This window comes from Thalassolituus pacificus (assembly GCF_025318105.1).
Lineage (GTDB): Bacteria > Pseudomonadota > Gammaproteobacteria > Pseudomonadales > Oceanobacteraceae > Venatoribacter > Venatoribacter pacificus.
The window spans coordinates 351916-375190 of sequence record NZ_JAOANI010000019.1; the positions used below are offsets into that span (position 1 = coordinate 351916).

Genomic DNA, 23275 nt, shown 5'->3' on the forward strand with positions numbered 1-23275 from the left:
TTCAGGCGTCAACCTGCTGGCCAAGCTTGCTGAGCCAGCCACTGATCCGTGGCCACACCTCAGTGGCAGCTTCTTTGCTCACCACCATATCAACATGACCGTAATCGCGACTGAAACCCTCAGACTTACCCAGCAGAACGCTGTCTTTTTGTACCCCGCCATACAGCGAGGCAAAACGCAGACAGGCTTTCGCCGGATCGGATTTATCCGCGGCGGCGGCCAGCGCAAGCAAAGGCAGCCCGGTGCCTTGCTTCCAGGCGGGCAATAATTTCAGCTTTTCGCTGCGGATTTGCCAACGGCCAAACAGACTGTGGCGCGCCAGGTATTCGTTCACCAAACCGGCCGGTTCATTCTCCGGGCCGATACCCAGCTTACGGCCATCCAGCTCGGCTTTGCTTTTAACCAACAGGCGCAGCACCAGACTGGTCAACGGCAGCCACAAATACCAGGGACGACGCACAATCTGTGTGCCCAGCAGCACCATGGCGCTGGCGTTGTCACCGTTCAGGCGTCCGGCCGCGACACTGCTGGAAATAATGACACCACCGAGCGAATGGCCAATCCATACCGGTTTATATCCGCTCTGCTCCTGCACAAAATCGTTCACCGCAGGAATATCGCTGAGCACATAACGTTCCAGGGTGTTGCGCACATAGTCCTGATTACGCGGTGACAGGCCATGGCCACGCTGCTCCATCAGCCAGACATCGAAACCCTGTTCCAGCAGATAGCGCGCCAGTCCCTGCCCCTTATCAGACAGCCAGAAACCACGATTGGTAAAACTGCCATGTAACAGCACGAGGGGCTGACCTTTGCGCGCAGAACGTGAACGCAGGCCAAGATGCGAAACCGCGATCTGGACGCTGCGGTCCGGATCGCGGTTATGTTTTACCAGATAGACGTCTTCGGTAAGATCGCCCAGAACATCCGCTCTGAGCAGGCTTACCGGAAATAATTCACTGCTGCTTTTCATTCAGGAATTTTTGTCCGCCAGGAAGAACCAGGTATCCATGACCGAATCCGGGTTAAGCGATACACTGTCGATACCGTGCTCCATCAGCCACTTGGCAAAATCCGGATGGTCCGACGGGCCCTGACCACAGATGCCAATGTACTTACCGGCTTTTTTACAGGCATTAATAGCATTTTCCAGCAACGCCAGAATGGCTTCGTTACGCTCATCGAACAGATGGGCAATGATGCCTGAATCACGATCCAGCCCCAGCGTCAGCTGAGTCAGGTCGTTGGAGCCGACAGAGAAGCCATCAAAAAACTCAAGGAACTGTTCCGCCAGAATGGCATTGGCTGGCAGCTCGCACATCATGATCAGTTTCAGATCATTCTCGCCGCGCTTCAGACCATTTTCTTCCAGCAGGTTAACGACCTGCTCGGCTTCGCCCACGGTGCGCACGAAGGGCACCATGATCTCGACGTTGGTAAAGCCCATTTCGTTACGGACTTTTTTCATCGCCCGGCATTCAAGCTCAAAGCAGTCGCGGAAATTTTTTGAGATATAGCGGGAGGCGCCACGGAAGCCCAGCATCGGGTTTTCTTCTTCCGGCTCATATAAACGCCCGCCAATCAGGTTGGCGTATTCGTTGGATTTGAAGTCGGACAGACGCACGATCACGCGTTTAGGCCAGAAAGCCGCCGCCAGGGTAGAAATACCTTCGACCAGCTTTTCCACGTAGAACTCTACCGGGCCGGCATAACCGGAAATGCGGCGCTCAACGGTCGGCTTTACTTCTTCCGGCAAATTGTCGAAATTCAGCAGCGCTTTGGGGTGCACACCGATCATGCGGTTAATAATAAATTCGAGACGTGCCAGACCGACACCGGCGTTCGGCAGGCCCTGAAAATCAAACGCCCGATCCGGATTGCCGACGTTCATCATGATTTTGAATGGTAAATCCGGCATCTGATCAACGCTGTTGGTACGGATATCAAAATCCAGTGCGCCTTCGTAAACAAATCCGGTGTCACCTTCGGCACAGGATACCGTTACGTCCTGACCATCCTGCAACTTAGAGGTGGCATCCTCACAACCAACCACCGCCGGGATGCCCAGTTCACGCGCAATGATCGCAGCGTGACAGGTACGGCCACCACGGTTGGTCACGATAGCCGCCGAGCGTTTCATGACCGGTTCCCAATCCGGGTCGGTCATATCGGCAACCAGTACATCGCCTTCCTGCACCTGATCCATCTGATCGATGCTTTTAATGACGCGCACTTTACCTTTGCCAATGCGGTGACCAATGGAGCGACCTTCAACCAGCACATTGCCGGTTTCTTTTAACAGGTAGCGTTCCATGACATTTTTGCTGGCACGACTTTTTACGGTTTCCGGACGCGCCTGGACGATATACAGCTGCTGGTCGTCACCGTCTTTAGCCCATTCGATATCCATTGGGCGGCCGTAATGTTTTTCAATAATCATCGCCTGACGGGCCAGATTTTCGATTTCCGCATCATTGATGGAAAACACCTGACGCAGTTCGCGATCAACCCGCTGGGTTTCTACCGATTTACCAACAGCCGCTTCTTTGTTGTAAACCATTTTAATGGCTTTGGCACCGAGGTTGCGGCGCAGAATGGCCGGGCGGCCAGCCGTCAGATTGTTCTTATGAACGTAGAATTCATCCGGGTTTACAGCCCCCTGAACCACGGTTTCGCCCAGGCCGTAAGACGACGTTACGAACACGACCTGATCAAAACCAGACTCGGTATCCAGCGTAAACATCACGCCACTGGAGGCGGTTTCTGAACGCACCATGCGCTGTATACCGGCAGACAGTGCCACTTTATGGTGGTCAAAGCCCTGATGGTCACGGTAGGCAATTGCACGGTCATTAAATAAAGAAGCGAACACGTCACGGATCGCATGCAGAACGTTATCAATACCGACGATATTCAGGTGAGTTTCCTGTTGGCCGGCGAATGACGCATCGGGTAAATCTTCAGCGGTGGCGGAAGAACGTACAGCAACGGCCATGGACTCATTGCCTTCCTGTAGTTTGGCAAACGCGGTACGGACATCGGCTTCCAATTGCGGCGGCAGCGGCGCTTCCAGAATCCAGTTGCGGATTTTGGCGCCGGTTTCGGTCAGTGCACGGATATCATCAACATTCAGATGATCCAGCGCTTCCTGAATGCGGACATCCAGACCTTCATGGCTTAAGAATTCACGGTAGGCGTCGGCGGTGGTGGCGAAACCGTTGGGCACGGACACTCCGGCGCTGGTCAGGTTGCTGATCATTTCCCCGAGCGAGGCGTTCTTTCCGCCAACCCGCTCAACATCGCCCATGGATACCTGATCAAACCAGAGTACGTAATCTGTCAACGTCTTTCTCCTGTAATGTCCAACGCCTGTGCACTGTTCTCGCCACACAGGGCATAATCACCTAAAATCGCCTGATGCGGCGAATGGCTGCGTAATACTAAGGGCAGAGGGAACAAATTTCCACATGAAGCGAACCGCCTACTTTATCTCCGACGGCACAGGCATCACCGCCGAAACGCTGGGTAACAGCCTGCTGGCTCAATTTGAAGCGATTGAATTTGAGCGCATTACCCTACCCTACATTGACTCGATCGAAAAAGCCGAGAAGGCCGTTGCCAAAATTAATCTGGCCGCAGAAAGCAGTGGCGCGCCAGCCATTGTGTTCGACACCATCGTCGACAAAAAAATACGCACCATTATTGATTCCGCCAACGCTCTTAAGGTTGATATTTTCGCTGCGTTTCTGGCGCCACTGGAAGCCGAACTGAAGGTTGAGTCGTCTTACAGTGTGGGAAAATCGCACTCATCAACCACCAGTACCAGCTATCTGGCACGCATTGATGCCGTCAACTTTGCGCTGGATAACGACGATGGTGCCCGCACCCGACAATACGCCGAAGCCGATATTATTCTGGTGGGCGTATCGCGCTCCGGCAAAACGCCAACCTGCCTGTACCTGGCGATGCAGTTTGGTATTAAAGCGGCAAATTATCCGCTGACAGAAGAAGACATGGCCGATCTTAAGGTGCCCGCGAGCCTGCAACAGCACCGTCATAAATTGTTTGGCCTGACCATCGACCCGGACCGACTGGCCGCCATCCGCAACGAACGCCGCGCCAACAGCCGTTATGCATCTCTGAAGCAGTGTTATCACGAGATTGATGAAGTTGAGATGCTGTATCAGCGTGAGCAGATTCCGTTCCTGAGCACCACTGACCGCTCAATTGAAGAAATATCGACGCGCATTATGGCTGAGACCGGCCTGCAGCGTCGCCTGCAGAGCTGAAGAAGGCCTGGCGTCGTCAGCCTTGCTGGCGACGCTCATTCATCACCTTGGCAATGGAACGTGGCTTGGTAAACACCAGACTGTGATCCGCATTCGCTACCACATGGCATTGCCAGTCGGCACTTTGCTCGGCCAGTAAACGATGACGCCCCAGCATGGTGGCGTGACTCAATCCACCGACAAAACTGACCCCTGGCCAGGGCGCTATCCAGCTGGCATAGGTTGAACATTCATCAAGCAAAACCTGACTGACCGCCCTTAACGCCTGCGCAAACCCAACACTGTTCTCCTGAAGGCGGGCAATGGTTAAGCGATCCACTTTTTCATTCCGTACCCGCTGTGGCGACACCGACTCGAGAAAATCTAAATACGCATCGGCATCCTGCGGATTGTGCTCAACCCGGTCTGCTACGGTCAGATAATCATCCGCCTTCTGCTGAGTTTTGTGGCAATCGGCGGAAAACAACATCGCTGGTTCCAGTAAAAAACACAAACCCCGTGCGCCAAATTGCTGCAGGTAACGCACAGCAACCATACCGCCGAATGAATAGCCGGCAATATCAAATTCTGTCCAATCGAGGGCCTCACACAGCTCGTGAATCTGGGCAACATAATCGCTCAGCCGTGGAGCGGTCTGGGCAAAAAATGCTGAACGCCCCATTCCGGCAAAATCCGGAATTAAAATCTCATCCCACTCACTGAGATAATTAGCGATGTACGTCCAGGTAACCTCACCCGGAACACCAGCGCCATGCAGCAGCAACAAACGCCGTGAGGCGGATACTTCGTGTAACGATGGGTACTGAAGCAACAAAGCATGCTGCTGACAGCTTGCCGTGCGGCAATTAATCTGATGTTTTTCCATAAACCCATTCTACCTGCAACGAAACGGAGGCGGGTGCGGATTGCGGAAAATAAATAATGAAAGCAGAGACATCGGCATCAAGAATATTGATCAGGCTTTCCTGATAAGCACTTGAACGCCAGGTCGATAAATAGCTCTGGGTAATTAGCTGCGGGATAAAATACAGCGGCTGCAATTGCTTATCTAAAGCGATTAAGGCTACCGGGGCCGGCCCCTGAAGGCCGTCATTATCGCGCAGATGTAATGTCAGCCTGCGCGGCTCTGGCGGTGATTTTTCCGACGATCTTTCCGACAACACAAGGGAGGACTCAGGCAAACGAAAATACCACGCTGCCTTGTCACCAGAACGTGTTTTAAACGGCACCGACAGCTGTACCTGCGAAAACAGTACCGACTTATATTCAGGAATAGTGTCTTTGAAAAAATGTTGGTAGCGCACACAACAGCCCGAATCGCGAATATTCGCCGCCACGCGCAATGGCGGCAGCAATGAGTGATCCGCCGACTGCAACTGCGAAAGCTCTTCAACTTCGATATTCAGCTGAGGGATTTCCTGGCTCTGCAAGCGCCCCTGGGCATCAATCCAGGTAAAGAATGGCGGATTATCTTCTTTATCTTTGGCCAGTTTTTTCTGGAATTCTTCTTCTGTTAAGAAATCATCCGCCTGCTGTTCGGCTGCAGGGGTTACCGGGGGTTTACTTGTCTCGGAAGCGGGCTTAACGGTGTTATGGATGCGACCCTGCTCATCCACCCAGGTGAAATACTCCTGCTCGGCCCTGACAGAAAATGCCAGAGCCAAACAGAGTACGATCAGAATTTGGTACGGAAGCTGATACCCGCTGCACCGATGGTCAGCTTGGTGTCTACATCCAGACCCGGATAAGGGTTGGTTACGGTACATGTCAGACAGTTACGGTTAATGGCATCACTGGAGTTAGGATATTCGCCGGTCGACTCAGCATTCTGAGGGTCGGCGAGAATGGTTTCTTTAGACTGCATGAAACTCAGTGATAAATCCACCACCGTATCCATGTCCCACTGGTAGCCCATACCCACACTATAAAGTTTGGCGAAGCCCAATGGAGCCTGAATGCTGCGTGCATCATCGGGAATAGAACTCTTACGTGGCTCATAGCCCAGGCGAAGTTTTACCCGCGAATTCAGGTCATACTGCATACCGAAGCCGAAACTCCACACACTTTTGTAATTCAGCGGCTGGCGTAAAGACGTATCGGTTACCAATGTTGGCGCAAGGGTTTTCGCCGTACTGAGAAAGCTCACCTGACGGTCAAATTCGAATTCAAGCGCATCCCATTTATCATAATCGGTCCAGCCTGCATCCATGTTTAACTGGTATTTGTCCAGAAAGCGGAATTTAACACCGGTTTGAAAATGCTGCGGATACGTCAGCTCAGTCGACACATGACCACTTTCTTTTTTCACACCGGTTGGCAGCGAGAAAATGGCTCCGCCAATGGCACCAATAATGGATGAACGAAAGGTGCGGAAGAAATCAGCAAACTCATCGGTGTACTCCAGGTCGTAAGTCCCTTTCAGATGAGATACTGCTTCACTCTGATAGCCAACACCGAAGGCGAACCAATCGGCAGGTTCCCATAAAAAGCCAAGGTTGAATGACGGTGACAGGCTTTCTTCGGTCACAATCTTCAGCGTGCCAACATCTTCATAAGGCCCGACCTTACCACCACACAGTGTAATCAATGGTGCCAGAGGATCATTACCCGTTGGATTACCATTATCATCGAAACATCCAAAAGCCGTCTGTAACTGCTCAAGCACACCAATCAGAACACTCGGCGCCCGAAGATCCTGCACGACAGCAACGGCCTGATGAGAAAACAAGAAGCTGGCACCTACCGAAAACTCATCCGTGACTTTATAGCCAAATGAAGGCGACAAATACGTAAAGCGCTGCAAAGCAACCTGCTTTGCCTGATAACGGCCCGGGTCGTTATCGTCTTTGGCAAAGCCCGCTGCCATTGGCGCATAAACGGCATTGGCAAAGGTAAAGCGCGAACCCGGCGGTTGAATAGAAACGCCACCGGTTGGCAGTGTCAGCACTGGCAAGGTCATCGGCATCAGACCAATACCCGGAATATAGGCCGCTGCCGTAGCATGACTTTCAGCGGTGCCATCACTGCCCAAAATAGGATCTTTGCTGACATCCAGCAAACCAGCATCGTCGGCATTATAATCATCCGGCAAGCTGAATTTTGCCTCCGACGAGAGCAAAATATTCATCAGCTGAATCTGAATCTGCCGCCCTTCAAGCTTGGTAAGACCCGCAGGGTTAAAATGAATATCCATAATCCCAACCGGGTCTGCTGTAACAGCATTACCCAGCGACATGGCCTTGGTATCCAGAAACAGGTTTTGAGCCAACTGTGCGCTGGCCAACCCTGGCACCAGAAAAATGAATAGGAAAAGAATGCGCATAATGCTTCGCCGAAACCCTGTTATTTTTATCGTTATAAAAGCCATAGCTCATTAGCTACCGGACGAAGGTTTTACACCCTCAATGTCGATCGGTAACGATAATCCAAGGATGATGTCGGGAGATAATTCCGTCATACCAAAACCAACGTTGATATTGGCAATGGTTTTAGGTGAAACACGTACACCCAGGGCAAAGTTCATAATGCCGCTCATCTGGCTGCCAGAAATAGAGCTCTGTGTCTCACCGGTACTCGGCGTGTACAACTGGAAGCGCGTACGATCGTTAAATGAGCCCTGAAAAGAAGCACTCAATGACACGTCATAAGAAAGCGAGTACGCAAACCCCATAGAGAACGACAGGCTGTTGCCAGGATGAACTTCTTCCAGAATGGAACTGCCACGCACCTGATTCAGACCTTTTTCCGGCACATTATAGCCGTAGCTACCGGACCCAAACAGCACAACCGGATCAAGTACTTTAGACACACTCAGGCCGCCACTCAGACTATAAGTACCAGAGCCGGTCGACAGATTCTTATCCAGATCAATTTCATAAGGGCTGTCGCCGGTTTTCAGCTTCAGCGAGCCAAATACGGTCTGGCTCATTTGCCCCGGAACATATTCATAAGGCTGCCAGCGCACCGAGCCACTGATATCGCCGAGGCCGTAAGCCGTAAGCTCATCTTCGGTTTCAAACTTGGCAACCAATGGCAATCGGGCACTCAATGTCAGGTTGTTGAATAAACCATAATCGAAGGTGAATGCGTTGGTAAACGTATGACTGGCAACCGGTGACACATCCGCATTACGGATGGTCGATGAGCCCGTGGGTTCATTATTACTGTCAAGGTTGGGTTCAATAACCAAGTCGATACGCTGATCACCGTAGTAACTGTAATCAACGTTGTAATTTAATGCCACGCCACCCCGCTTCAGCAGAGAGTAGTTTTTCTCGGCTGCCTCAAACACTTCTTCCAGTGCTTTTTCGGTATCGGCGTCATTGTCCTGTTTGGTCAGCGCTTCACGGGCTTTTGACAGATCCTGAGCCTGATCAGCGTGAACAGTAGCTCCCCATGCAAACAGCAGCGGCAGCGAGATCAGCGTGGTTCGAATAAACATGAATTTTCCTTAAATCCCGTATCGTTATTATTTTCTTCTGAAGCGCAGTTCTTTAACCAGGCTCTCATTAGGATTATCGGTGACCCTGACGTTGAATTCATCGGAATTCACACCATCAGCAGCATCTTCCAATTTAACTTCGTACAGCAAATTCCCATCTTCGTTGCGTATCGCCTTACCATTTGCATCCAGCTGCGGCACAAACGACGATTTAGCATTATTGCTCAGTGAGGCAATTTTATTACCGATGGCATCTTCATACTTCATGGCCATTAAAGGGAATTCTTTAAAGCTGTTTTCCGCGATAATAAAGTCCGATACGTAGCGCATGTCTTCTTCACGCAATTCCAGACCGCTGGCCGGCTTGTGACCGTTAGGGAAAACAATGAACAAAACATTATTGTCCCAGACCTCCAGAAAACGACTGAGGGTAAAACTGATATTACCCAACGCAGGATCAGCCAGATATACACGGTTTTCATAGACCGCACGAATAACCACAAAATGCTTAAAGCCGGCGTATTCAATCGGCGCAATGGCCGGGTGATCCAGCTCCAGCAAGTCCTTGGCTTCTGCTTTAAAACCACCGGAGGGATGCCCCAGTGCAGTCACCAGTCGCTTCATATCCAGCAAAGAAAAACCACGGCGCTGAACAATCCGCTCTGTTTCGCCAAAACGTAACAGACCTTCCATCACCTGACGCTCCTGGAAATTACGTCCCAGATAAAAGTCGAGCAAGGTGGTCAGTGCAGCCGAGCCGCAGGAGTAGTCGTACGCCTGGCGGACAACATTATTGAATTTTTTAACGGAGAGGGGTTCAACGTTAACCAGCTGATCATATTGATAAGGCTCGTTCACGGCCACGCGAACAAAGGCATCACCCTGCTGACGGTCGTTCACAATGGCCAGCTCGTGGACCATGGCAAACCCAATAATGGAACCTAGAAGAATGATAAACACAGATGATGGCCCGAGGCCCCTCCGACTTATTACTTTTTATTGTTATGGTGAGTCGAAGCTCATGTTACATAAAATCACACAAACGACCAACACAAAAAGTGTCAATTTCGTTTCTTTTACGGCCTTTTTGCACCTTTGAAACATAAAAAACCCGCCAAGGCGGGTTTTATCTCAGTCTATATTTTTTTCAATGACCATAAATACGCTGAGTCATTCCACTAAGATCAATACCGCTCACTTTGATTGCACCCAGCGAAGCTCCACCAACCTCCACCGCGGCAACATCAAGAGTCCCATCAAAGCGACCAATATTAATATAAACGCCGCCGCCATTAGCCGCATCACCACCTTTAGCCCAGATCGTCTGCTCAATTACAGCCTTACTGCCAACACCTGTCGCGCCATACAGCTTAAGACCGCGAACCTTTACCGCCGCACCATTGGCCAGACCGCCAGCCAGGCCAGCGGCACCAACAACAGCATTCGCATCATCAACACCCTGCTGAGCACCTGTTACAACACCTCCGGCAAGAATGACATCAGACGCTGCCGAATTAACAGCTGCCGCATCCGACGAATAGGCTGAGGATGCAATATCAATAACAGCATTCCCAGCATCACGAATTTCCTGAACCGACCCGTCAGCGGCAAATGCAACAGTAAAGCCATTGGCTGCAACTGCATTTTGCAATGTCGTCTGAGTAGAACCTAAAAGAGCCTGCACACTCCCCAGATTCATCTGAGCGGTAACAAGCTGACCCTGAGCCTGAGTCAAATCCGACTGCGCCGCGGCAGAAAACTGACCAATACTCTGCCCACCCAAATTAATACCCGCACGATCAGCGGCCTGTAGTGCGGTATAGCCGAAAAGACCCATATCAAAATTGGTGATTTCAAGCGAGCCAGACGAACGAATAGCGACAGACCCGGAACGCGCAGCCACAGGCAAATCCGCAATTAATGCAGCATTGCCCACTGTCTCGGCCATATTAATAATCGTGGTACTTCCAACACCCAGGTCAACTGCCAGTGCAATGTCATTCACCAGCTCCGCAACCTCACCAGCCGCACTCTTCAGTGCAACAGCGCTAAACTTTCCATCAGCATCAGCCGCAGTATCACCTACCAACAGCTGAACGCCTGCAACCTCGCCATGAGCAATAATTAAATTACCACTGGAATCTACATCGATGGTTTGAGTCAGATTATTTACATCACTGATCTGAATATTCTGAAGAATTACAGACCCTTCATCCTGGTATTCCACTTCGCCCACTGAAACACCCGAAGAATCAATATCAATTTCAATAGTGACACCAGCCTGCCCGGTAACACCAGACATCTGCTGATCAGTCAGTTCCTGCATTGCAGCGGCATAAACATGAAAAGGTAAACATAAAGATACAACCGCGAGGGCTAATTTATTTCTGAGCATCCTTACTTCCATTTATTGTTAAATTTATAAGGCAGATATTAAAAAAATAAATTTACAAAAGAAAGACAAAACGATAACAAGGCATAAAAAAACCCGCCGAAGCGGGTTTCTTTATTACAGCAACCTAAGCAGAACTTAGTGACCGTAAATACGCTGAGTCATACCAGCCAGGTTGATATCGGAAACTTTAACAGAACCGATTGAAGCGCCACCCATGCTGATTCCGGCGATATCCAGAGTACCAGCGATTTCACCCATCTGAATGTAAACGCCACCACCTTGAGCCACACTACCACCTTTAGCCCAGATCACCTGTTCCATAGTAGCTGCAGTACCAGCACCACCCGTACCGTAGAACTTCAGCCCAGAAACCTGAACCGCAGAGCCATTTGCCAATGAATCAGCAGTAGCTTGCTCAGCACCATCAATAACGCCGTTACCATTACCACCGTAAGCAGCATCATCAGCCCGAGTCTCTGCCTGCTGCACAGTATAACCAAAGGCACCAACATTCATGTCTGTAATCTCGATAGATGATTTAGACAGAATGGCAACGGAGCCTGAATTAGCGCCAGTCGGCAGAGAAGTACGGTTAAAAATAGCATTGCCGCCAAAACCACCGACATCAGTAAAGTCAACAGTATTGGTTCCTGCCGCAAGGTTCATAATTGCAGTTTTCGAGGCGCCCAGATTAACAGTCATATCCAGATTATTCACAAGCTCACTGGTCTCACCAGCATCGCTACGCAAAGCAACAGCACTGAACTGACCGGTAGTGTCAGCAGCAGTATCACCCAGAGCAATCTCCATACCTGTGACGCCAGTCATGCCAATAAGCAGGTTACCCTTAGCATCAACATCGATAGTTTGTGTCAGACCATTAACGTTATTAACAGTCAGGTTTTGCAGGGAAACAGAACCTTCATCGGTGTATTCAATTTCACCAACGGAGATACCTGAACCACCGATTTCAATTTCGATAGTCACACCAGCCTGACCGGTGGTTGCAGACATAGTAGCGTCATCCAGAGCAACCATTTCCGCCTGAGCAGAGAATGATGCTGCTGCAATAGCCGCGGCGAGAGAAGCTTTCTTAAGGAATTTCATGTGCACACTCCTGATTATTTTTCTTAGGTTTCCGGGCATTTTCCGTGCCCTATCACCGATTTCATACCGCCGGACTGTTACAGCCGCATCCGGTACAACCTCTGTGAATTTTTTTAAATTGGTTTCTGATTACAGTTTTCTTTATTCTTATTTCTGTTCAGGCAATTCGTAACTGCCCGGAGAATTGTTGAACAATCTATTATGGGGGTTTGGTGTTGTCCACCTCTTTTTTACAATTAATTACACGCGTTCACTCAACTACCTAACACCGTACTCACACTTTCTGCTAAAAGACCTGACATTTTTCAATAAAATCAAAGACTTAATAGCAAAATACACCCCTGAAAACTGGCACGAAATGACACATCAAAAACTCCCCTTTTCAGCACTGGACACCTTCCTTTCGGGCCATTTATTGGATAATCCAATACTGATGTTTTCCGGGGAAAACAGCGTGGGCCAGCTGACCAATATGGCGCACGAAGCCCAGCCCAGCACAACCCCTAACGGCAGTGCGGTGCTGGCTTATTCGCCAAAAGGCTATCTGAGCGCCTGTTGCCGCACAGAACTGGATCAGGTCCGCCAAACCATCCGCGAGTCGGCACGTATGTCGATAACCTGTGAAAGCCATGGACCGACGACTGCCAACCCGGAACCACCCTTTTGCAGCGGCTGGGCGGGTTTTATGAGTTACGATGCCGGAAAAACCCTGCAAGGACTGACTCCCAGTACAGCAGCACAGAATTCCGCCGGAGCACCACTGGCCGAGTTCTTTTATTACCCGCTGAGCCTGTATCTTGATTTTGCGGACAACAGTTGCACGCTACAAAACCCACAGCGCCTGCCGGAGGCCGTTACTACGGCATTTATAGCACGTTTAGAAAATGCCATTACGGCTTACAAAACGGCCACCACATTGACAGCAGAAATGACAAAACCACGTCAGTGGCAGTGCGCCTGGAGTAAAGAGCAATATCAGCAGGCCTTTACTAAAACCCGCCATTATCTGGCCGCTGGTGATTGTTATCAGGTGAACCTGGCGATGCCCTTTCATTGTGCCGACGACCTGAGGTCGATCAGTCCTGCGCCATTACTGCAAGCATTCAACGCCCCATTCTCGGCTTATCTGAAAACGCCGGCACAAACACTGTTCAGCGTCAGCCCTGAGCGCTTTATCCGTATTGATGGTGACCGTATCGAAACCCGGCCGATCAAAGGCACTATTGCCCGTGGAGAAACAGCAGAAACCGACGAAAGCAACCGCCAGTGGCTGGCCGACAGCGCAAAAAATCGTGCCGAAAATCTGATGATTGTTGATTTACTGCGTAACGATCTGAGCCGCAGCGCCGAGCCCTTCTCGGTACAGGTCACCAAGCTGTTTGATATTGAAAGCCACGCCAATGTGCACCATATGGTCAGCACTATCGTCGCAACCAGACGCTCCGATCAGCATGCGGTGGATGTGATCTTTGACGCCCTGCCCGGTGGCTCAATCACGGGCGCACCCAAGCGTCGGGCGATGGAAGTTATTGATGAACTGGAGTATCAGCCACGCGGGGCTTATTGCGGCGTTCTGGGATATTTTGACGACGCCGGACATGCTGACTTCAACATTCTGATCCGTACCATTGCGGCAGCAGAACAAGGCGCTACCTGCTGGGGTGGCGGCGGTATTGTGATGGATTCAACCTGGGAAGATGAGTGGCAGGAGATTCACAGTAAAGTCGGGCGCATTCTCAGCACCCCGCTCTGAATAAGCACCCCTTTCGGGAAAAGACGCAAATCCCATACAAAAATGCCGGCGATTGCCGGCATTGTTGTTTTTACTGCTTCTTAGCGTTTTCTGTTCAGAGAGTCAGATCACGGTTACTGGCCTTAATGAATTCCTTCTTCAGGTCTTCATAGGTGTGTACGGCCGGGAATTGCGGGAACTCATCAATCACATTCTGAGGCGCATGGAACAGAATGCCCGCATCGGCTTCCGCCAGCATGGTGGTGTCATTGTAAGAGTCGCCAGCAGCAATGGTACGGTAATAAATGGTTTGCAGCGCGCGGATCGACTGACGCTTAGGATCAGCCTGGCGCAGCTTGTAGTCGACCACTCGGCCGCTTTCATCGGTGATCAGACGGTGGCAGAACAGTGTCGGAAAGCCCAGCTGGCGCATCAGCGGCTGAGAGAACTCATAGAAAGTATCCGACAGAATGATGACCTGAAAGCGCTCACGCAACCAGTCAACAAACTCCGCAGCGCCTTCAAGCGGCTTCAGGGTGGCAATCACTTCTTGAATATCCTGAATTTTCAGGTTGTGCTCGTCCAGAATACGCAGGCGTTGCTTCATCAGCACATCGTAATCGGGGATATCGCGCGTGGTTGCCTTCAGCTCTTCGATACCGGTTTTTTGGGCAAACTCAATCCAGATTTCCGGAACCAGTACACCCTCAAGATCAAGACACGCGATTTCCATGAATACTCCACAATTAGACAGAAGACTGTTATCGGCGCGTACTCTAGCCATATGCATGCCGCTTGACAACATCCCTGCCACTTAGTCTTGTGCTGGCGGTATAATAATATTCTTTTTTATTATTATTTGAGCTAAAAATGCCGTGCTAACCTTCCCGGCAAACGATGTAAGGCGTCAGTCCGACACTCGTGCAAGGACCCATAAAAAACGCCGACAACCCGCAACCGATCAGGCCACAAACATGACCCAGGATTTTATCGCTCTGAATGAGCAGTTTGCCGACAAACGCCCGAAAGATCTGATTCGCCACGCCCTTGAGCATCACGACGCCATCGCTGTATCGTTCAGCGGCGCGGAAGACGTTGTGCTGATCGACATGGCGGTAAAAATCAAACCCGATGTTGAAATCTTTACCCTCGACACCGGTCGGTTACATGCTGAAACCTACGAATTTATCGAGGCGGTACGCAAGCATTACAACATCCGCATCGACATCCGCACCCCAGAGCAGGCTGCCCTGCAAGACTTTGTGCGTGAAAAAGGTCTGTTCAGTTTTTTCGAAGACGGCCATCAGGAGTGCTGCGGCGTGCGTAAAATTGCCCCTTTAAAAGCCAAGCTGGCGACACTCGATGCCTGGATCACCGGCCAGCGCCGCGATCAGAGCCCGGGCACACGCAGCGATGTGCAATTAATTGAGGCGGATGGAGCGTTCCGGGGCCGCAGCGGTGAGCTGACCAAGTACAATCCGCTGGCGTTATGGAGTTCAGCTCAGGTCTGGGAATACATCAAGGTATTCGATGTGCCTTACAACACGCTGCATGCACAGGGCTTTGTCAGTATCGGCTGCCAGCCTTGCACCCGCGCCACGCTGCCCAATCAGCACGAGCGTGAAGGTCGCTGGTGGTGGGAAGGCGCGGGCCACAAAGAGTGCGGCCTGCACGCCGGCAATATCATCAGTAAAGGCTGATGCCGGCAGAACCATAAAAAAGCCGCTCACTGAGCGGCTTTTTTATGCGCCAACACCGGTATCAATGCTGCGGTAAGGTTACGCCGGCAAACAGCTCTTCAATTTCCTGTTTGTTATGACACTGAGCAGCACGCTCAACCAGATCCCGCGTCAGATGCGGCGCAAAGGCGGCAATAAAATCAAACATGTACCCACGCAGGAAGGTGCCTTTGCGGAAACCGATCTTCGTGACGCTGGAAGCAAACAGATGGCTGGCATCCAGCGCAACCAGATCATCATCCAGATCTTTGTCGAGCGCCATACTGGCCACAATGCCCACCCCAACGCCTAAGCGTACATAGGTTTTGATAACATCCGAATCGGCCGCAGTAAAGGCAATGCGAGGCGTCAGGCCACGGCTTTTGAACGCATCATCAAGCTTGGAACGACCGGTAAACCCGAAGACATAGGTCACCAATGGATAAGCCGCCACCTGCTCCAGCGTAGGCCTTGGGTGCTGTGCCAGAGGATGCGTGCGTGGCACGAGAATGCTGCGATTCCAGCGGTAGCACGGCATCATAATCAGGTCACCGAACAGCTCCATGGCCTCCGTGGCGATGGCAAAATCAGTGGTGCCATTGGCGGCCATTTCTGCAATCTGCATCGGCGTTCCCTGATGCATGTGCAAAGATACATCCGGGTACTGCAGCATGAATTTTTCAATAACGCCCGGCAGCGCATAACGCGCCTGGGTATGCGTTGTTGCAATCGACAGGCTGCCTTTGGCCTCATCGCTGAATTCCTGCGCGACCTGTTTGATGCTTTCCACTTTGCGCAGAATTTCACCAGCAACCTGCAAAATCGCTTCACCTGCAGGCGTGATGCGCGTCAGATGTTTACCGCTGCGGGCAAAGATTTCGACCCCCAACTCATCCTCCAGCAAGCGGATCTGCTTACTGATGCCCGGCTGCGAGGTATAAAGTACCTGGGCTGTAGCCGACACGTTGAGATCGTGGTGTGCCACCTCCCAGATGTATCGCAATTGCTGCAATTTCATAATTCCTCCCTGCCCAACCTCAGTATTTGTTATAAAAATATAAACAAATATTCTTTTCCAGAATAGATGCCACCCTCTACATTAGCATCAATCGCCTCTCTTAGAGCCTCCTGTACTACTTTAGACCATATTTCATGGATATTTTGTTATATATAGCAGCTGGCGCTGGCGTTGGCTTGATTGTTGGCATGACCGGTATTGGCGGGGGCGCTCTGATGACGCCCCTGTTGCTGTTATTTGGCTTTCCACCCCAGGTCGCGGTCGGAACGGACCTGATGTATGCCGGCATCACCAAAGCAGGCGGTGCCTGGAGTCATCATCGCCAGAACCATGTGCGCTGGGCGCTGGTTAAGCTGCTCGCGCTGGGCAGTATTCCCAGTGCCCTGCTAACCGGTTTACTGCTGGAACACCTGTTCAAACACCCCGATAATTATGCCCATCTGCTGCGTAACGCTCTTGGCATCATGTTGCTGCTGACGGCGGTGGTGATTTTGCTGCGTAAACAGATTCAACATTGGGCCAGCAAGGCCAGCTCGCGCAATTGGGCCAGATGGCGTCCACAGGCAACGTTTATTATGGGCGTTTTTCTGGGCGTTTTCGTTACCCTGTCTTCTGTCGGTGCGGGAGCAATCGGCACCGCCATTCTGATGCTGCTGTACCCGGCTCTGCGCTCGACTCACATCGTCGGTACCGATATCGCTCATGCCGTCCCGCTGACGCTTTGTGCCGGTTTCATTCATATGTACCTGGGCAATGTTGACTTTGCTTTGCTTGGCGCTCTTCTGATCGGCTCTCTGCCTGCGATTCATGTCGGCAGCCACCTGAGCCGTAAAATGCCGGACGAGCTGTTAAAACCTGTTCTTGCCAGTCTGCTGCTGATGCTGGGGGCCAAGTACGCCTTTTTCTGAGCGGCAAGTAAATTATTGCAACCGTTTATGTCTTATCGGATTTTTCACCTGACATTCCCCTGTTGCGGCACCGCGGCCGCAAATACGGTCTAGTCTTAATGAAAAATACGGAGGGATAAATGTGAGCACATCGGAAAAACTATCACTGGAAAAAGTTGCTGAAATTCTTGAACTTAAAGCCGTCACGGTGAAACGTTACGCTCGCGAAGGCCTGCTTGATGGCGAAGAGCATCAGGGCAACTGGGTGTTTGAATCCGAAAAAGTGATGAAATTTAAGGAACTGCAAAGCAAACTACGCTGAGCCAATAGCCCGCGTTACACAAACAGATCCGCTGTCATACCGGCAGCGGGGTTTTTCACTAAACGGCCTCCCGGCCAATCCGCCATACTTCCCTGCCAAAACCTGACGATCTCTCGTGCAAATTCCGGACAATTCCGATTGCCGGCGGTATGCACAAAAAAATACGGCGAGCGCCCCTCACTCAGCCATTGCCGAATCTTCTGTCGCCATTGCTCCAGATAGCGCTGATTGTGCAGCCAGTCGGAATGGCCGATAAAGCGCACCACCGGATGATTCGCAGTCGCCAGCGGATGAACCGGCAGTCGCGGTTTTTTACCGCGCGCATGAATCACCGCGTCGTCCATTGAGCCATCCTGAAACAAACCCCGGCTGTCAAAGATAACGCGGTTAACATTCTGCCTGTTCAGCTCCTGTAACAGAGCAACCTCGTGCTGATCCTTAAGAAAAAAGCCCGGATGACGGCACTCAACCGCCAAAGGCAGATTCACCAACGACTGCAGCATGTCCAGCGTCTTAAATAATTCTGCACTGCGTTCAGGCGCAAACGACGCGGGCAATTGCAGCATTAAAACGCCAATGCGTTCACGTAAAGGCGCGATAAAATCACAGAGCTGGCGACCGTCATGCAGTAATTGCCGGGGAATGTCGGCGGCATGGCTGATGCTTTTCGGCACTTTGAAACAAAAGCGGAAATGCTCAGGCACCTGATGACACCAATGGCGTGCGCGTTCGACAGTCGGCAAACCATAAAAGGTAGTATTACCTTCAACCGAACTGAAGACCTGCGAATATTCACTCAGTGCATCTGCAGCATCGCAGCGGGCATTCAGCAGAGTGCCTTTCCAGCCGGACATAAACCACATAGGCAGGCCGAGATACAATTGCGCGGAAATGCGTGCATCTGTGAGCGGGAATGGATGTGCAAGCGGGTTATCATTTGTCATAATCGGACATCATTGTAACAGAATTACATTCGCCCACATTCGCCCACAATCAGGAAGCAGAATGACTGACAATCGCGTAGAAGATCTCAATATTGAGTCGATTGTTCCGCTGATTACTCCGGAACAACTGAAAACCGACATGCCCAGCAGCGAAGCCGCTGTTGCCAGCGTACAAAATGGCCGTCAGGTCGTGCGCGATATTCTCGATCGCAAAGACCACCGTATTTTCATTGTGGTTGGCCCCTGCTCCATTCATGACGTAGATGCGGCCAAAGAATACGCGGCCCGTCTGCGCGATCTGGCCGAAGAAGTCAGCGACACGCTGTATCTGGTGATGCGTGTGTATTTTGAAAAACCCCGCACCACCGTCGGCTGGAAAGGTCTGATTAACGACCCGTACATGAACGATACGTTTAAAATTCAGGACGGTCTGCACATTGCCCGCCGCCTGCTGATTGATCTGGCTGAGTTTGGCCTGCCTTTATCGACTGAGGCACTGGATCCTATTTCTCCGCAGTACCTGCAGGATCTGATCACTTGGTCAGCCATTGGCGCACGCACCACCGAATCCCAGACTCACCGTGAAATGGCGTCCGGCCTGTCTTCTGCGGTTGGCTTTAAAAACGGCACGGATGGCAGCCTGACCGTTGCGACCAATGCCCTGATGTCGGTTGCTAACCCGCACCGCTTCCTCGGTATTGATCAGGGCGGCAAAGTATCCATCGTCTCAACCAAAGGCAACCCATACGGCCATGTAGTATTACGCGGTGGCGGCGGCAAGCCAAACTACGATTCTGTGAACATCTCTCTGGCGGAACAGGCGCTGGCGAAATCCGACTTGGCACAGAACATCATGGTTGATTGCAGCCACGAGAACTCCAACAAAAACCCAGCGCTGCAACCACTGGTAATGGATAACGTAACCAACCAGATTCTGGAAGGTAATAAGTCCATTATCGGCCTGATGGTTGAATCAAACCTCAAGCATGGCCGCCAGAACATTCCAGCCAATCTGGATGATCTGGAATACGGTTTATCGGTAACCGATGGTTGCATCAGCTGGGAAGAAACAGAAGATGCCATCCGCAGCATGCGCAACAAGCTGAAAGATGTACTGCCTAAGCGCAACAGCTAGCCGCTACGGTTAAGCACACATAAAAAAACCCGCTGCGGCGGGTTTTTTTATGGCTGTTGCTGGCACCGTTTATTGATCCCAGTCATCGCCCCTATCTTCTTCGTCATCAAAATCATCGAAATCGTCAAAGTCATCACCGAACTCATCCTGCACCACGCCATCGTTGATCAGATATTCCCGGCGCTGCAGGTAGAAGCTGCGAATAAAGGTATAACGATCACCGGAGATCAACCCCTCAGAGGCAATTAAGTCCGCACGCAGGTCAACTCCACGTACCGTATAAAGCCCGACTTCCTGCGCATAGTTGTTACCAATACCGGTGTAGCCAAGATCGCTTTGGTAATCAATCAACAGACCAGTACCATCGCGCAGAGTGCTCGGCCCAAGAAACGGCAGCATCAGGTAGGGCCCACTGCCAACGCCCCAGTAACCTAATGTCTGACCAAAGTCCTCGTCATGTTTCGGTAAACCAATATGGCTGGCCACATCAAAAATACCGAAAAAGCCGACGGTGGAATTAATAAGGAAACGGGCGGTATCTGACAGCGCCTGTCCCATTTTCAGCTGGCCAATATCATTGACGATAACCAAAACATCGCCAAGATTAGAGAAAAAGTGGGTGACCGACTGATCTACCGGTTCAGGGGTTATGTACTGGTAACCCTGAGCCATTGGCTTGGCGATGTATTTATCCAGATTTTCATTAAACGCAAACATCGAGCGGTTAAAGCCCTCCCAGGGATCAGGATCCTTGGTCTCGGCAGCCCAGCTTAATGAAGATGCAAGGCATAAGAGGAGCAACCATGCTGCACGCATTTTGAATTCTCTGCTGTGATTTTCGCGTTATTAAAACAGCTCAGCACCGATAAAAACAGACCCATACATGCCTCTTACGCAACACTCGCGGAACACTCTATTGCGCCCGGTAACGCTGCTCAATCCAGTAATCAACACTGAACCAACGACCGCCTCCCTGGAAGAACAACACCAGCAACATCAACAGATAGGTAACACCCCACTCAATACCATTATTGGATACCACAAAACTGTAACGTCCATCGGCCGTAAGCCAGGCGTAATTACCGTACTCCTGCAGAATTTCACGGGCCCGTTCCAGGCGTGTGATCGCCTCCGCCGTGGCGGCAGTAGCGCCCGGAGAATTCAGGTCCGCAACCGCCTGCCAGCCATGATCCCAGTGCACGGTAAAGATGGCGACCAGCATGGTAACGATCAATGGCAACGCTATGTAGCGGGTACCCAGTCCCAGCAGCAACAGAACCGCCCCACCCACCTCTGCAGCGGTTGCCAGAAACGCCATCAGCCAGGGAAATGGCAAGCCCAAACCCCACTCGCCGTTACCAAACCATTCAACCACATTATCGAAGCCCGCCACCTTATTCATACCGGCAACCCAAAAAACCGCCGCAAGATACAGACGCAGACTCAGAGGTGCTAAAAAATCCAGGGCGCGGGTTGAATTAAAGCGATCATGCTGTGCATCGAGAAAACCGACAAATGACATAAAACCATCCTCAGATTAATTCTGTTTTTCGGCCTGTGGGATCACACCGGCGATCAACCCTTGCTCTGACCATTGAGCAAGAATGGCCATTCCGCCATTCAGCGCCGCCGCAGTACACTCAATACCGGCCTGTTGCAGTAAATGGCAAACCGCATCATGGCCGTTTAATCTCTGTTCTTTCAGCAACGCCAGCAGTTGCAGGGTAAAAGGATTGGTCTCAATAAAACGGACCACATCGTCCTGTGTACGGTAAACAATCAGCGCGGTCGGTTTGGGCTCCGGCTGTTTATTCTGCAACGATATTTCATGCACCGGATATTGATAAAGGAACCCTTCGGCGATATTCAGCAACGGCATAACCACCGCCAGATCGTTTTCCGAGGCTGGCGTTTGTACGGCATTTTGCCTTGGCTGCGCGTCCTCTTCAGCGATATCAACGGCTAATTCAAGCCATTCGTAATGGGCCAGATCGTACAGGTACAGCGGGTCATCATGGCCGGGCTGATACTGTGTTTCGAGAAAGGTTAAAAATTCGCGTGGAATTTCCAGAAAATACGGACTCTGAGCACGATAATGGGCCAGAAAATCGCGGCTAAGCTCACGCCAGCGCGCCTCGCCCAATATTTCTGCGCATACCGGAAACGTCGTATCGAGGAAGCCTTTAACGTTATTAAAAAAAAGTTCGCGATAAACCGCCAGACGCTGCTCATTCAACGCGGCCGGAGCAGGCATAACGTCAGGATTACGCAGATGCGCCGCCAGCTGTGTCTGCAATTCAAGATGATTGGCAGTATCAGAGGCTGACATAAGAGGCTCCGGCCTGCGCGGCATGATTCAGCGTCTCGGCCTGATAGCTGCGAATCATATCGAGCTCGGCGAGCAGCTCTGCAACCGCAGGGAAATTAAAATCCCGTTCCAGCAACGTGGGCAGTACGCCATGACACTGATAAGCATGCTGCAATAATTGCCAGACATCGGCTTTAACCGCATCGCCATGGGTGTCCACCAACAGGTCCACAGCCTCATCATAATGACCGGCAATATGCAGATAACGAATACGTTCGGTCGGCATGGCACGGATATAATCCAATGCATCCTGACCATGATTAATGCTGTTTATATAAACATTATTAACATCCAGCAGCAGGTCGCAGTCGGCTTTATTTAACACGGTGCGCACAAAATCCTGTTCAGACATTTCTTTGCCGGGCTCGGCATAGGTCGAGACATTTTCAATAATCAGGCGCTGCCCAAGAATATCCTGCACCCGCATAATGCGCTCTGCGACATAATCCGCGGCAGCTTCGGTCATAGGAATGGGCATCAGATCGTATAAATGACCGTCATCACTGCAGTAGCTCAGATGCTCGCTGTAGGCCTTAATACCATGCTCCTGCATAAAGGCTTTAACCGAGCGAACCAGCGTTTCATCCAGAGGCGCCGGACTGCCTAACGATAACGACAAGCCATGGCAGAGGAAATCGTAGCGCTCGGTAAACTGCCGCAATTGTTTACCAAAGCGGCCGCCAATACCGATCCAGTTTTCAGGGGCAATTTCCATAAAATCAATCGCCGAATCCGGCACATCTGCCAGCGGGCTCATCAGAGCCCGCCGCAAACCCAACCCGGCTCCGGAAACGAAGTGGGAGGTTGTTTTCATACTTACTTGCTACCGCCGCACTTGCCTTCGCCGCACTTACCTTCGGCTTTGGTTTTTTCAGCGCCGCATTTGCCTTCGCCGCACTTACCTTCGGCTTTGGTTTTT

General features: G+C 51.2%; 22 protein-coding genes and 1 pseudogene. 6 read left to right on the forward strand and 17 right to left on the reverse strand.

Going from position 1 to position 23275, the window contains the following annotated elements:
- Window position 1: 1 nt before the first annotated feature.
- Window positions 2-973 (reverse strand): lysophospholipase, encoded by a 972-nt coding sequence (locus NYR02_RS12230; RefSeq protein WP_260976634.1) that lies wholly within the window; start codon window positions 971-973, stop codon window positions 2-4.
- Window positions 974-3343, reverse strand: a complete 2370-nt coding sequence (gene ppsA / locus NYR02_RS12235) for a phosphoenolpyruvate synthase (RefSeq protein WP_260976635.1) — start codon at window positions 3341-3343, stop codon at window positions 974-976.
- A 124-nt stretch (window positions 3344-3467) separates the two neighbouring features.
- On the opposite strand from ppsA, the gene ppsR reads away from it, so the two are divergent.
- Window positions 3468-4289 carry a posphoenolpyruvate synthetase regulatory kinase/phosphorylase PpsR gene (ppsR, locus tag NYR02_RS12240; protein ID WP_260976636.1) on the forward strand — a complete coding sequence of 274 codons (822 nt, stop codon included), beginning with the start codon at window positions 3468-3470 and terminating at the stop codon, window positions 4287-4289.
- 16 nt (window positions 4290-4305) lie between these two features.
- Here the strand turns inward: ppsR and NYR02_RS12245 are convergent, their stop codons facing one another.
- The 7 genes from NYR02_RS12245 to NYR02_RS12275 form a co-directional block, all read right to left on the reverse strand.
- On the reverse strand, window positions 4306-5154 hold the full coding sequence (locus NYR02_RS12245; protein WP_260976637.1) for an alpha/beta fold hydrolase: 849 nt from the start codon (window positions 5152-5154) through the stop codon (window positions 4306-4308).
- Entirely contained in the window at window positions 5135-6055 is a 921-nt protein-coding gene (locus NYR02_RS12250) for a DUF4124 domain-containing protein (protein ID WP_260976638.1), read from the reverse strand. The genes NYR02_RS12245 and NYR02_RS12250 overlap by 20 nt, the downstream gene beginning before the upstream one ends.
- A complete protein-coding gene (locus tag NYR02_RS12255; RefSeq protein WP_260976639.1) occupies window positions 5965-7611 on the reverse strand; it encodes an OmpP1/FadL family transporter in 1647 nt (548 codons plus the stop codon). The genes NYR02_RS12250 and NYR02_RS12255 overlap by 91 nt, the downstream gene beginning before the upstream one ends.
- Before the next feature lie 51 nt (window positions 7612-7662).
- The gene (locus NYR02_RS12260) at window positions 7663-8730 is read right to left on the reverse strand and encodes a transporter (protein WP_260976640.1); all 1068 of its coding nucleotides are present in this window, start codon (window positions 8728-8730) and stop codon (window positions 7663-7665) included.
- Between the two features lie 27 nt (window positions 8731-8757).
- Complete coding sequence (locus tag NYR02_RS12265; protein ID WP_260976641.1) at window positions 8758-9651, reverse strand: C39 family peptidase; 894 nt, start codon at window positions 9649-9651, stop codon at window positions 8758-8760.
- A 226-nt stretch (window positions 9652-9877) separates the two neighbouring features.
- Window positions 9878-11125: a DUF6160 family protein gene (locus tag NYR02_RS12270; RefSeq protein WP_260976642.1), complete on the reverse strand. Its 1248-nt coding sequence runs from the start codon at window positions 11123-11125 to the stop codon at window positions 9878-9880.
- A gap of 135 nt (window positions 11126-11260) precedes the next feature.
- Complete coding sequence (locus tag NYR02_RS12275) at window positions 11261-12232, reverse strand: DUF6160 family protein (protein ID WP_260976643.1); 972 nt, start codon at window positions 12230-12232, stop codon at window positions 11261-11263.
- 454 nt (window positions 12233-12686) lie between these two features.
- Here NYR02_RS12275 and pabB point away from each other — a divergent pair, with 454 nt between their 5' ends.
- Window positions 12687-13985 (forward strand): aminodeoxychorismate synthase component I, encoded by a 1299-nt coding sequence (gene pabB, locus NYR02_RS12280; protein WP_260976644.1) that lies wholly within the window; start codon window positions 12687-12689, stop codon window positions 13983-13985.
- A gap of 94 nt (window positions 13986-14079) precedes the next feature.
- Here the strand turns inward: pabB and thrH are convergent, their stop codons facing one another.
- Window positions 14080-14697, reverse strand: coding sequence for a bifunctional phosphoserine phosphatase/homoserine phosphotransferase ThrH (gene thrH, locus NYR02_RS12285; protein WP_260976645.1), 618 nt, complete (start codon window positions 14695-14697; stop codon window positions 14080-14082).
- A gap of 232 nt (window positions 14698-14929) precedes the next feature.
- On the opposite strand from thrH, the pseudogene NYR02_RS12290 reads away from it, so the two are divergent.
- Window positions 14930-15664 (forward strand): annotated as a pseudogene (locus NYR02_RS12290) (phosphoadenylyl-sulfate reductase); the annotation flags it as partial.
- 61 nt (window positions 15665-15725) lie between these two features.
- Here the strand turns inward: NYR02_RS12290 and cysB are convergent.
- On the reverse strand, window positions 15726-16700 hold the full coding sequence (cysB, locus tag NYR02_RS12295; RefSeq protein ID WP_260976647.1) for an HTH-type transcriptional regulator CysB: 975 nt from the start codon (window positions 16698-16700) through the stop codon (window positions 15726-15728).
- Between the two features lie 134 nt (window positions 16701-16834).
- Between cysB and NYR02_RS12300 the strand changes: the two genes are divergently transcribed.
- Together NYR02_RS12300 and NYR02_RS12305 are read left to right on the forward strand one after the other, a co-directional pair.
- Window positions 16835-17608 (forward strand): sulfite exporter TauE/SafE family protein, encoded by a 774-nt coding sequence (locus NYR02_RS12300; RefSeq protein ID WP_260976648.1) that lies wholly within the window; start codon window positions 16835-16837, stop codon window positions 17606-17608.
- A gap of 121 nt (window positions 17609-17729) precedes the next feature.
- Window positions 17730-17909 (forward strand): MerR family transcriptional regulator, encoded by a 180-nt coding sequence (locus NYR02_RS12305; protein WP_260976649.1) that lies wholly within the window; start codon window positions 17730-17732, stop codon window positions 17907-17909.
- A gap of 14 nt (window positions 17910-17923) precedes the next feature.
- Here NYR02_RS12305 and NYR02_RS12310 read toward each other — a convergent pair whose 3' ends face one another.
- Window positions 17924-18853 carry a DUF72 domain-containing protein gene (locus NYR02_RS12310; protein WP_260976650.1) on the reverse strand — a complete coding sequence of 310 codons (930 nt, stop codon included), beginning with the start codon at window positions 18851-18853 and terminating at the stop codon, window positions 17924-17926.
- A 61-nt stretch (window positions 18854-18914) separates the two neighbouring features.
- On the opposite strand from NYR02_RS12310, the gene NYR02_RS12315 reads away from it, so the two are divergent.
- Window positions 18915-19988, forward strand: coding sequence for a 3-deoxy-7-phosphoheptulonate synthase (locus tag NYR02_RS12315; protein ID WP_260976651.1), 1074 nt, complete (start codon window positions 18915-18917; stop codon window positions 19986-19988).
- 69 nt (window positions 19989-20057) lie between these two features.
- Here NYR02_RS12315 and NYR02_RS12320 read toward each other — a convergent pair whose 3' ends face one another.
- The 5 genes from NYR02_RS12320 to NYR02_RS19650 all read right to left on the reverse strand — a co-directional run.
- On the reverse strand, window positions 20058-20804 hold the full coding sequence (locus tag NYR02_RS12320) for an MlaA family lipoprotein (protein WP_260976652.1): 747 nt from the start codon (window positions 20802-20804) through the stop codon (window positions 20058-20060).
- Window positions 20805-20901: 97 nt separating this feature from the next.
- Window positions 20902-21510 (reverse strand): HvfX family Cu-binding RiPP maturation protein, encoded by a 609-nt coding sequence (locus NYR02_RS12325; protein WP_260976653.1) that lies wholly within the window; start codon window positions 21508-21510, stop codon window positions 20902-20904.
- A 15-nt stretch (window positions 21511-21525) separates the two neighbouring features.
- Window positions 21526-22317, reverse strand: coding sequence for an HvfC family RiPP maturation protein (locus NYR02_RS12330; protein WP_260976654.1), 792 nt, complete (start codon window positions 22315-22317; stop codon window positions 21526-21528).
- Entirely contained in the window at window positions 22304-23170 is an 867-nt protein-coding gene (locus tag NYR02_RS12335; protein ID WP_260976655.1) for an HvfB family MNIO-type RiPP peptide maturase, read from the reverse strand. Before NYR02_RS12335 ends, NYR02_RS12330 begins: the two co-directional genes overlap by 14 nt.
- A 2-nt stretch (window positions 23171-23172) precedes the next feature.
- On the reverse strand, window positions 23173-23275 hold a 103-nt coding region (locus NYR02_RS19650; protein ID WP_476756258.1), incomplete at its 5' end, for an HvfA family oxazolone/thioamide-modified RiPP metallophore.